This is a genomic window from Pseudidiomarina homiensis (genome assembly GCF_003987225.1).
GTDB classification, from domain to species: Bacteria; Pseudomonadota; Gammaproteobacteria; order Enterobacterales; family Alteromonadaceae; genus Pseudidiomarina; species Pseudidiomarina homiensis.
The window spans coordinates 1,496,095-1,506,936 of record NZ_PIPX01000001.1; the positions used below are offsets into that span (position 1 = coordinate 1,496,095).

At 50.1% G+C, this 10,842-nt stretch carries 8 protein-coding genes; 6 read left to right on the forward strand and 2 right to left on the reverse strand.

The genetic code is table 11. From position 1 onward, the window contains the following. Nucleotides 1-34: 34 nt before the first annotated feature. From CWI70_RS07155 to CWI70_RS07175, 5 genes are all read left to right on the forward strand, one after another. Nucleotides 35-712 carry a response regulator gene (locus tag CWI70_RS07155; RefSeq protein WP_126771815.1) on the forward strand — a complete coding sequence of 226 codons (678 nt, stop codon included), beginning with the start codon at nt 35-37 and terminating at the stop codon, nt 710-712. After that, nucleotides 709-2,094: an ATP-binding protein gene (locus CWI70_RS07160; protein ID WP_126771817.1), complete on the forward strand. Its 1,386-nt coding sequence runs from the start codon at nt 709-711 to the stop codon at nt 2,092-2,094. The genes CWI70_RS07155 and CWI70_RS07160 overlap by 4 nt, the downstream gene beginning before the upstream one ends. A gap of 13 nt (nt 2,095-2,107) precedes the next feature. Continuing rightward, nucleotides 2,108-2,596 (forward strand): transcription elongation factor GreB, encoded by a 489-nt coding sequence (gene greB, locus CWI70_RS07165; protein WP_126771819.1) that lies wholly within the window; start codon nt 2,108-2,110, stop codon nt 2,594-2,596. 164 nt (nt 2,597-2,760) lie between these two features. Next, complete coding sequence (locus CWI70_RS07170) at nt 2,761-4,680, forward strand: LTA synthase family protein (protein WP_241967836.1); 1,920 nt, start codon at nt 2,761-2,763, stop codon at nt 4,678-4,680. 50 nt (nt 4,681-4,730) lie between these two features. Continuing rightward, complete coding sequence (locus CWI70_RS07175; RefSeq protein WP_126771821.1) at nt 4,731-7,064, forward strand: Tex family protein; 2,334 nt, start codon at nt 4,731-4,733, stop codon at nt 7,062-7,064. 67 nt (nt 7,065-7,131) lie between these two features. Here the strand turns inward: CWI70_RS07175 and CWI70_RS07180 are convergent, their stop codons facing one another. After that, nucleotides 7,132-8,274 (reverse strand): acyl-CoA desaturase, encoded by a 1,143-nt coding sequence (locus CWI70_RS07180; protein ID WP_126771822.1) that lies wholly within the window; start codon nt 8,272-8,274, stop codon nt 7,132-7,134. A 195-nt stretch (nt 8,275-8,469) separates the two neighbouring features. Here CWI70_RS07180 and fabR point away from each other — a divergent pair, with 195 nt between their 5' ends. Continuing rightward, entirely contained in the window at nt 8,470-9,093 is a 624-nt protein-coding gene (gene fabR, locus CWI70_RS07185; RefSeq protein ID WP_126771824.1) for an HTH-type transcriptional repressor FabR, read from the forward strand. On the opposite strand, the gene CWI70_RS07190 is transcribed toward fabR, so the two are convergent. After that, on the reverse strand, nt 9,059-10,837 hold the full coding sequence (locus CWI70_RS07190; RefSeq protein ID WP_126771826.1) for an SLC13 family permease: 1,779 nt from the start codon (nt 10,835-10,837) through the stop codon (nt 9,059-9,061). The genes fabR and CWI70_RS07190 overlap by 35 nt on opposite strands. Nucleotides 10,838-10,842: the final 5 nt, after the last annotated feature.

Below are 10,842 nucleotides of genomic sequence, written 5' to 3' on the forward strand. Positions count from 1 at the left end.
ATTCTTATCTCAAAGTTTCACTCATGGACAACCTATGCGTTTATTGCTCATTGAAGATGACAGATTAATTGCCGAAGGCATTGTTTCTGGCCTCAAGAAATTGGGCTACCATGTTGAGCATTGCACCAGTCAGAGCCAGGCGGCAAGTGCACTGAGTACTGATACTTTTCAGTTATTAATTCTCGATCTGGGTCTTCCTGATGGTTTAGCGATTCCTTTTATCGCAAAGGTAAAGTCCGCTGGCCTTAACGCCCCCATTTTGGTGCTTACTGCTTGGGACGATGTCGATAAAAAAGTGGCAGCGCTCGACGCAGGGGCCGATGATTATATGGTGAAGCCGTTTGACTTGCGCGAACTCGAAGCTCGCATTCGCGTTCTTGTTCGGCGCCACCAAGGCCGACAATCCGACGAGCTGCAATGGCGTAATTTAATCATCGACCTTGCCACGCAAGATGTACGTGTTGATGATGAAGCCATTACCTTAACGCGCCGCGAATGGCTGCTGTTAAAAGAATTCATGCTTAACCCTAAACGCATTTTGTCACGCGAACACCTAGAGTCGGTGTTATACGGCTGGGATTCAGAAGTGGAAAGTAACGCTATTGAAGTCCACCTTCACCACTTACGCAAAAAGCTTGGCCGCACTCTGCTACGTAACGTAAGAGGCGTGGGGTACATATTGAATCAGGACTACCAAGGTAAAGAGGCATGAAGTCACTATCGTTGCGCCGTCAACTTCTACTCAGCACAAATTGTGTCGTCATTGCGGTACTCGTGCTCGGCGCCTGGCTTAATTACCGGATAACCTTGCATGAACTGGATGAAGTTTTTGATGCTGAACTGGCACAGACCACCCGCGTTTTAAAAAGCCTTATTCATGACCCTGGTTTTCTTGACCGACTCGGCGAACCCAGAATAATAGAATTGCCTCCACTGCCAAGTACTTATGCGGAAGAAGGCGATGAGCGACAATCCGACGGTCACCCCTATGAACGAAAGCTTGCTTTTCAGGTCTGGGGAGTTGATGGAAAGTTACTACTCGCCAGCGAAAATGCGCTCGGCGCACCACTATCTAAACCACTTCCAGGCTACCACGAGCTACAGCGTGGAGATTTTAAGTGGATTGGTTTTAGTTACTTTGACGAGCACACACAAACATGGATTTACACGGCTCAGCGCGAGGACGTCCGCAGTGAGTTATCGACTTACATCACCACAAATCAACGCTGGATAGTGCTACTAACGTGGTTACCATTGTCACTCGCGATCTTGCTTAGCATTGTCTGGTTCATGCGCCCTGTACGCTTATTCGCTCAACAATTACAACAACGTGACGCAGGTGATTTTAGTCCTGTTCAAGCGCGGCTACCCAGCGAGCTGAGACCCATACAAGCCAACATTAATTCACTTTTAGCTCGTATACATACCTATTTAGAACGCGAGAAGAACTTTATTGCCGATGCCTCTCATGAGCTTCGCACCCCACTCGCCGCACTGCGCTTGCATGCAGACCAAATTAATCCTAACGACCCACAGAGCATTGAAGCTGTGCAACATGCCACTGAGCGTTTAACCCATTTGGTCAATCAACTACTGTTGCTCACTAAGCTTGACGGTACGCAACTCAGTCACGATCAGTTAGCAACGGTTTCACTTGAAGCGGTAGTCCACGAAGCATTAGCGGAGCTCCCTGAACCTTTGAGTGCGCATTGCGAATGGCGGCTAAATCTCGCGCAAACTCCTGCCGTTCTAGGCCTACCTACTCTGCTCACAGTGATGATTCGTAACTTATTACAGAACGCGGCTAAATACGCTGCCGACAATGGCGTAGTTGAAGTGACTTCGCGACAGCACGCTAACGGCGTCGAGTTGATCATCCGTGACAATGGCCCGGGCGTGCCTGCTAATGATTTGCAACGCTTGGGCGAGCGCTTCTTCCGCCACCCCGAAACCCGACACTTAGAAGGCGCCGGGCTTGGGCTTTCCATTGTCAAACGCATCGCCGATCTTCATACTATTACGGTGACTTTCGAAAGCTCCACACAACAGGGATTAAGTGTAAGACTGCTGTTTAGCGTCATCGCACCCAACTGAGATCGTATTCATCATGGCAAAAACCAACCTGATCACGCGTATCGGCCTCGCAAAACTGCAAGCTGAGCTGGATCACTTATGGCGTGTCGAACGTCGCGAGACTACCGAAAAGGTCGCTTGGGCGGCAAGCCTTGGCGATCGCTCGGAAAATGCTGACTACAAATACAACAAGCAAAAACTGCGACAGATAGACCGCCGCATTCGTTTTTTACGTAAGCGCCTCGAAGTACTTAAAATTGTCGATTATGCCCCTGCTCAAGAAGGTAAAGTCTTTTTCGGTGCTACCGTGACCGTTGAAAACGAAAACGGCGAAGAAAAGACCTTTACCATCGTCGGCCCCGATGAAATCTACGATGACAAAACTGTGGTCTCCATTGATGCCCCGATGGCACGCGCTGCACTTGGCAAGTCGGTCGATGACGAGTTTAAAGTCACCACCCCCACTGGTCATCATTATTGGTACATCACCGACATCGACTACGTGCGCACAAAAGCGAATTAACCACGCTATCGTCTTAAGTTTCACTTAAGCTTACCACTGCACAATTTGCTCTAGCATTCATCAGGAGCAACATCGTGCACAAGAGCGTACTAACAATCCATCGTGGCCTCTCCGCATACCGCCCGCTGTTCATCATGTTAGGCCTCGGACTTGTGGGCCTAACAATGAGTCGGCTCTTGCTCTTTTGGCTTTATTTTGAGCGCGTAAGCACTATGCCTGACTGGCCGACACTTTTATTAAGTGGTATTCGTGCCGATCTCATCGTTATTGGCTACCTACTCTCGATACCTTTACTTATTGCTCCGCTGCTCTTGTTACCGGTACTACGTCGCTGGTGGACAACTTTCTTGCGTATCTGGCTGGTTATAGGCCTGCTGTTTTTATTTTTTATGGAAGCCGCCACGCCGGCATTTATCGCGCAATACGACGTGCGCCCGAATCGTCTTTTTATCGAATACCTGCTGTACCCGAAAGAAGTCATGAGTACACTTTGGTATGGCTTTAGAGGCTGGCTGTTGCTTACCATCGCACTCACCGTCGGCGGATTCGTTTTGTTGATTAAGCTCGCACGATCAGCAGGTTCACAACCAAGGGTTGCGAACTATCGCAGTGCCATACTTGTGTGGCCTTTATTGTTGATACTCACCCTTGTAGCGATACGCTCAACTCTTGATCATCGGCCCGCTAATCCAGCATTTTTTGCCCGCACCAGCGATGCTTTGGTGAACTCACTCATTATTAGCTCTGCGTATTCCGTCGAATTCGCGCTGTACAATATGCAATACGAGGACGCTGCGAGTGAGCAATATGGCAAGTTGAGTGAAACTGAGTTGCGTGATTTCGTTCAGCAAGTCGATTATTTTCAAGGTGAGAACTTCCCCTTTGCGGACTACCCGACAGTACATTGGCAAGAAGCTTCGGTGCAGCGTGAACAACCGCTGAATATTGTGGTTATTTTGGAAGAGAGCTTAGGTTATGGCTTCTATGAACGTGGTTTAACACCGGAACTAGCGCGTTGGTCCGCAGCCGGTTGGTGGTTTGAACAACTTTACGCAACTGGGACACGATCCGTGCGTGGCATCGAAGCTGTGGTGGCAGGCTTTTTGCCAACGCCGGCGCGCAGCACCGTAAAACTAAGCCGTTCACAGCAGAAGTTCTTTACCTTGGCTGATGCCTTGCAACGTAATGGTTATCACACCGAATTTATCTACGGTGGCGAATCCCACTTTGACAATATGCGGAGCTTTTTCACCGGCAACGGTTTTACTCACATTATCGATGAAAACGACTACCCTGCACCGTCTTTTGTATCCAGTTGGGGCGTCAGTGACGAAGATTTATTTAGTAAAGCGCACGAGCGCTTCGTTACCTTGCAGCAACAGCAGCAACCCTTTTTCTCATTGGTTTTTACATCGTCCAATCACGAGCCCTTTGAGTTGCCTGAGAATAAAATCACGCCGGCCGCTAACGCTCCCCAACAAAGTGTCGAAAACGCGGTTAAGTATGCTGATTATGCACTCGGCCAATTTCTCGACCAAGCCAAAGCCAGCGACTATTGGTCAAACACTCTGTTTTTAGTCGTTGCTGATCATGATAACCGCGTTTACGGTGATGCCTTAGTCCCTGTCGACAAGTTTCATATTCCTGGACTTATTCTCGGCGCGGATCTAAAACCGCGGAAACTCACCAGCGTTACCAGCCAAGTAGACTTAGCGCCTACGTTACTGTCACTCGCAGGTGTGTCTGCCTACATACCCACGCTTGGGCAAGACTTGAGCGCAACTACAGAACCTGCAAATCGAGCATTTTTACAATTTAATCAAACCTTTGCGTACCTAGATGGTGCTACGACACCAGCAAAGCTTACGGTCTTGCAACCTAATGCTCCCCCTCGTCAAACGACTTACGAACTGGAGCACCGCAGTTTCGGCGTCCTCGCCGAGGCCTCGCCACAAGAAGCTAAGCGCGCCTTGGCGTGGGCCTTGTTACCTTCGTGGCTTTATCGCGAGCAACGCTACTATGTACCACTCGCCGCAACTACCATGACAAATCAACGTAAGGAGGTCGCAACCAGCGCAAAATGACTGCTATACTGCGCGGCAACTCAAAAGGATGTAACCAAGAGAGACTTTTTATGAGCTCGATTTCTCAGCAAATCGCGACCGAGTTAGCGGTTAACGCACAACAAGTTCAAGCAGCAATCGCACTGCTTGATGAAGGCGCTACGGTGCCATTCATCGCCCGTTATCGCAAAGAGGTAACCGGCGGTTTAGATGACACCCAGTTACGTAACCTTGCTCAACGCCTAACGTATTTGCGCGAGTTGAATGACCGCCGCGAAGTAATTTTGGCGAGCATTCGCGATCAAGAGAAGCTTACCCCAGAGCTTGAGAAGGCCATTCTGGCGACGCAGTCAAAAACTGAGTTGGAAGACCTGTATCTACCCTACAAGCCAAAGCGTCGTACGAAGGGGCAAATCGCCATTGAAGCGGGTCTTGAACCCCTTGCCGACACCCTGTTGCAAGATCCGACACAAGATCCAGAGGCGCTCGCCGGTGAGTACCTCAATGCCGACGCAGGTTTTGCCGACAGTAAAGCAGTTCTCGAAGGTGCGCGTTTTATCCTAATGGAGCGTTTCGCCGAAGATGCCGCATTATTGAAGAAAGTTCGTGATTATCTATGGAATAATGGCGAGATCGCGAGCACTGTTGCCAACGGCAAGGAGCAAGAAGGCGCCAAATATCGTGATTACTTTGCTTTTAGCGAAGCCTTGAAGAAAATCCCTTCGCATCGCGCATTAGCGCTGTTCCGAGGCCGCAATGAAGGCATCTTGCAACTGAAACTTGATGCCGACCCGCAGCAAGAAGATCCCAAAGCACGTAGCTATGGCGAACAACTTGTTGCCGACCACCTCGGGTTTGCGCCTGCCGGCCGTGCGGCTGACGCTTGGTTACAGCAAACCATTCAGTGGACTTGGCGTATCAAGTTGTTGCTGCACATGGAAACCGAGCTCTTCGGCACTGTGCGCGAGCGTGCTGAAGCGGATGCCATCAAGATCTTTGCGAATAACCTTAAAGACTTATTGATGGCCGCACCAGCTGGCGCAAAAACAACCATGGGTCTCGATCCGGGTGTACGCACCGGCATCAAAGTCGCGGTGGTCGACAGTACCGGCAAAGTACTTGGCACCAATACCGTGTTCCCGTTTCAGCCACAAAATCAGGTTGATAAAGCAATGCGTACCTTAGCTGGCATGTGCAAACAGCACAAAGTCGAGCTGATTGCGATTGGCAACGGTACTCATTCACGCGAAACCGACAAATTGGTCAGCGATATGCTGAAAGCCAACAGCGATCTAAAGGTGAACAAGGTCATTGTTAACGAGGCAGGCGCATCCGTCTATTCGGCATCAGAGTTAGCTGCGCAAGAATTCCCAGATCTCGACGTTTCGCTGCGTGGCGCAGTTTCTATTGCCCGACGCCTGCAAGATCCACTTGCCGAACTGGTCAAGATCGAGCCGAAATCTATTGGCGTTGGCCAGTATCAACACGACGTCAGTCAAGCACAATTGGCGCAAAGCCTTGATGCTGTTGTCGAAGACTGTGTTAACGCCGTTGGGGTCGACGCCAACACCGCATCGGTCGCCTTGCTTGCGCGCGTCGCAGGTTTGAACAAAACGCTCGCGCAGAATATTGTCGCTCATCGTGACAGCAACGGTCGCTTTGCCAATCGTAAGGCACTCCTCGATGTGGCGCGCATGGGGCCGAAATCCTTTGAGCAAGCCGCCGGCTTTATGCGCATTATGGACGGCGATCAGCCGCTCGATCGCTCAGCGGTTCACCCTGAGGCCTACCCTCTGGTTGAAAAGATTGCCGCAGACCATAACAAACAAGTGACAGAACTGATTGGTGATGGTCAATTTTTACGCGGCTTGAACGCACAAAGCTACACCGATGAAAAATTTGGTTTGCCGACGGTTCGCGATATTCTTCGCGAACTCGATAAACCGGGCCGTGACCCGCGTCCCGAGTTTAAAACCGCCACCTTCAAAGAGGGTGTCGACACCTTGCAGGATTTACGCCCCGGTATGACGCTTGAAGGTGTTGTTTCCAACGTTGCTGCCTTCGGCGCATTTGTTGATATTGGTGTGCATCAAGACGGGCTTGTCCATGTTAGTGCGCTCTCCAATAACTTCGTCAGCGACCCACGCGAAGTTGTTAAAGCTGGCGATATCGTGAAAGTGAAGGTTCTTGAAGTTGATGTGCAGCGAAAGCGCATCAGCTTGACCATGCGCTTGCAAGACGAAACGCCAGCACCAAGTGCCAAGAAAGCCGAAGTAGCAAAGGGCAAGGCACGACAAGGCGACAAAGGTCATAAGCCACGGTCGACAACAAAAGGCCCTCAACCTGCAGCAAACTCCGCCATGGGCTCAGCATTTGCAGAAGCATTTGCGAAGGCAAAAAAATAGCTCTACGCGAAACCACGTAGAGCTACTTTAGAAAAATCATAGCGAGGCTTGTACAGCCTCGCTTTTTTTACGATTGAACGAGCTGTGGAGTGCGCAGCATTTGTTTGAAATTACGCTTGTGCTCTTCAAAAGCGGAGCGTAACTCTGCGACTTTCGCATGCATGTCATCCATCGTTGGTACATGATCCGCCAAAGCTTTGGTTTTACTATCTAGCAATTGCTTGCGCGCTTGATAGTACTCGCGTAAGCGCAAGATCAATGCATCATACTCGTCATGCAGTTTCTGCAAGGTTGTCTCGCAACCAATCGCCGCTGTTGCTTTGGCTTTCTTGAACTGCATTTCCAGCTTAGCCTTTTCAATTTGGTAGCCATTCGTACGCTTCAAATTGCGCGTTAAGCCTAACCACGAACAACTGCGAATGAGCCATTTGGTCGGGTCAAACTGCCACCAACGAATGCCGTTGCGATAATCCGCTGAGAAGATGTGATGGAAATTATGGTAGCCCTCACCAAAGGTAAGTAACGCCAACACGCCATTATCTCGCGCAGTATTTCGGTCGGTGTAAGTTTGCTTACCCCATATGTGCGCCAGCGAATTAATAAAGAAGGTCGTGTGATGGTTGATCACCAAGCGCGCGAAGCCGACTAAGATAATCGCCCCCCAAACGTCACCAAGCATCAAACCAACTGCGACAGGCCAACCGATTGTCGTCAGTAGTGTCAGCGTCAAATAATGGCGGTGCTGCCACATGACCACTCGGTCATTCTGCAAGTCTTTGACATTGTTGTAGTCGTGATAACGCGATGCTTGATACTCGCGCAACATCCAGCCGATGTGCGAATACCAAAAGCCGCGCTTAGCTGAATACGGGTCATTGTCGTTGTCATCAACATGCTTATGATGTTCGCGATGATCTGACGACCAGTGCAACGCACTGTTTTGTACGGCTAATGCACCACCCAGTGCAAACAACACACGCAGTGACCAATGCGCATCATAAGCGCGATGTGACCACAAACGGTGGTAGCCAGCAGTAATTGAAATACCGGCAAAAGCAATAGTGCCAATGAGCGCAAACCATAGGCCTGCGGAGAAACCCTGCGTTAGGCCATACCAAGGCACACCTACTGCAGCAACGAGAAAAGTGATAGCAAAAACGAGGGTATTGAGCCAAATGACTTTTGGCTTTGCAACTGAAGACTTCGACATAAAAAACCTATATTAAAAAATCGGCATGTTCGCATTTCGTAAGCACAAAACTTTAAGCGAACATGTGTACGCTGAATTTACGCATCTTTGCCGTACCTTGCAACTATTATTTGCCTTAAATCGACGAATTGCGTGCACAAGCGTTCACTGACATAATCACGACTTTAGGCAACCCAACGCGAAGGAAGTTCAGTCATGGCAGGTGTACGAGCCGCGCAAAAAGAGAAAACGCGACGGGCGCTGATCCAAGCGGCAATGAATCAGCTCAGTGCTGAGCATGGCTATGCGTCGTTGAGCTTGCGTGAAGTTGCGCGGGAAGCCGGCATTGCGCCAACGTCGTTTTACCGCCATTTTCAAAACATGGAAGAGCTAGGTATGACCTTGGTTGATGAAGGTGGTCTCGCTTTGCGGCAATTACTACGCCAGTCACGCCAACAGATTGCCAAAGGTGGTTCGATTATCCGCGCTTCGGTCACCACGTTTATGGAGTTTGTTGCTAACAACACCGCTATCTTCCGCTTGTTACTACAGGAAAAATCGGGAAACTCGCGTGAATTTCGTCTTGCTGTACAACGTGAAGTCGAACATTTTACAGCCGAACTCGTCGACTACCTCGTCGACGAGCAGGACTTTGAACGCAGTCTTGCTGAGCTACACGCCGACGCTATCGTACGCATCGTGTTCAGTGTCGGTGCTGATGCACTCGATGCCTCTGCAGCAGAACGCCACGAACTTTTGGAAACGACCATAGCGCAAGTGCGCATTGTTGCACGAGGCGCTGCGGTTACCCGTACATTGGCCAAGTCAACGAAATCATAAGCAACGCCACCACCGCCATTGCCACCGACAAGGGCAGGCCTAAACGCCAATAATCAGAAAACTTGTAACCGCCAGGGCCCATGACCAGTATGTTTGATTGGTGTCCAATTGGCGTTAGGAACGGCAATGATGCGCCCATCGCAACCGCCATTAAAAAAGGGTCCTGCGACGCCTCTAACGTGTTTGCCATACTGAGCCCAATTGGCGCCATCAATACTGCAGCGGCAGCATTATTAATAATATTCGAAAGCAGCATAGTAACGACCAATAACAGGCTTATCGCAACCATCCCAGGAGCGTCCTGACTTACCCACAAAGCCATGCTCGCTAAGGTATCTGCAGCACCACTACGCTCCAATGCACCGCCGAGCGGAATGGTTGCCGCTAACAGCACAATAATCGGCCATTCAATGTGTTCGTATAGCTCACGTATGGGGATAACATTAGCCAAGACCATCAGTCCCGCCGCCATACTAAAGGCCACCGGCACACTTAAAAGGTCAAAGGCACTGGCCAACACCGCTCCGGCAAAAATACCCAGCGGCATGATCAGTTGGCGTTTTTTGCCAAGCCGTAAGCTACGTTGCGCTAAAGGAAAACAGCCAAAACGGTTAAATACATCGTTCAAAACCTCTGCGTCACCTTGCAGAAGCAAAACATCTCCCGGCTTAAAACGCACATCAGAGAGGCTTGGTTTTAACGGCTGTCCTTCTCGCGCTACGGCGAGAACGTTTACCCCAAACCGATGGCGTAACCGCAAGTCCGCGGCAGATCGGCCAATTAAACGTGAGTCATGCCCAACAATACCTTCGATCACCTTTATTTCGTCGGAAACCAAGAACCGAGTATCGATTTCTTCCTCAGCGTTCAGTTCGAACTTTGTGGCATCGAGGATTTCTTGCAAAGTGCTAGCGTCGGCCTCGACAATGAGCACATCTTCGGCCCGCAAACGCTGATAACGAGGTGGTGCAGTGATCATCTGTTTGCCACGTTTAAGCGCAACCACGGCAAAGTTTTCTTTGATTTTGGACTCAAACTCAAACAACGTATGCCCAACCAGTGTTGCTCCCTCAGGTAGGTAAAGTTCAGTCAAGTAAGCGCTGACGTCATACGGAGACGTCGAAGTGTCACGACTTTTATTACGCGGCACCAGCCAATGCGCCGTAAGCCACATGAGCACCAATCCAGCAACTGCAACCGCTAGTCCAACTGGGGTAAAATCAAAAATCCCGAAGGGCTCGGCGCCATGGCTCGCACGGATGTCTGAAATGATAATATTTGGCGGTGTACCGATCATGGTGATCGTACCGCCGAGTAAGGAACCGAACGCCATCGGCATTAGCATTAGCGAAGCATGTCCGGCACCATTCCGCGATAGCTGTAAAGCAACGGGAATCATAATCGCCATCGCCCCAGTATTGCTTATAAAGGCCGAAACAAAGGTGGTAAGGCTGGTTAAGACGATCATTTGTAGCCAAACCCGATCACCCATTTGCTTGACGCCGCTGGCCATCGTATCGACAACCCCCGAACGCCATAACGCATGGCTGATTACCAATACTGCAGCGACGGTGATAACCGCGGCATTACCAAAACCTGAAAACACGTCTTGGCGTGGGATAAGGCCCACAATATAAGCAGCGAACAGCGCGCCCATGGCGACAAAGTCATAACGCCAACGGTCGATCACAAAAAGCACCAAAGCTGTGACGAGGATCACCCCAATCCAGATTTGATCGGCCATACTAA

Bases quoted from the DNA above. Each gene is read 5' to 3' on its own strand.
- CWI70_RS07155 (WP_126771815.1), top strand. From the start codon at position 35: ATGCGTTTATTGCTCATTGAAGATGACAGATTAATTGCCGAAGGCATT.
- CWI70_RS07160 (WP_126771817.1), top strand. From the start codon at position 709: ATGAAGTCACTATCGTTGCGCCGTCAACTTCTACTCAGCACAAATTGT.
- greB (WP_126771819.1), top strand. From the start codon at position 2,108: ATGGCAAAAACCAACCTGATCACGCGTATCGGCCTCGCAAAACTGCAA.
- CWI70_RS07170 (WP_241967836.1), top strand. From the start codon at position 2,761: ATGAGTCGGCTCTTGCTCTTTTGGCTTTATTTTGAGCGCGTAAGCACT.
- CWI70_RS07175 (WP_126771821.1), top strand. From the start codon at position 4,731: ATGAGCTCGATTTCTCAGCAAATCGCGACCGAGTTAGCGGTTAACGCA.
- CWI70_RS07180 (WP_126771822.1), bottom strand. From the start codon at position 8,274: ATGTCGAAGTCTTCAGTTGCAAAGCCAAAAGTCATTTGGCTCAATACC.
- fabR (WP_126771824.1), top strand. From the start codon at position 8,470: ATGGCAGGTGTACGAGCCGCGCAAAAAGAGAAAACGCGACGGGCGCTG.
- CWI70_RS07190 (WP_126771826.1), bottom strand. From the start codon at position 10,837: ATGGCCGATCAAATCTGGATTGGGGTGATCCTCGTCACAGCTTTGGTG.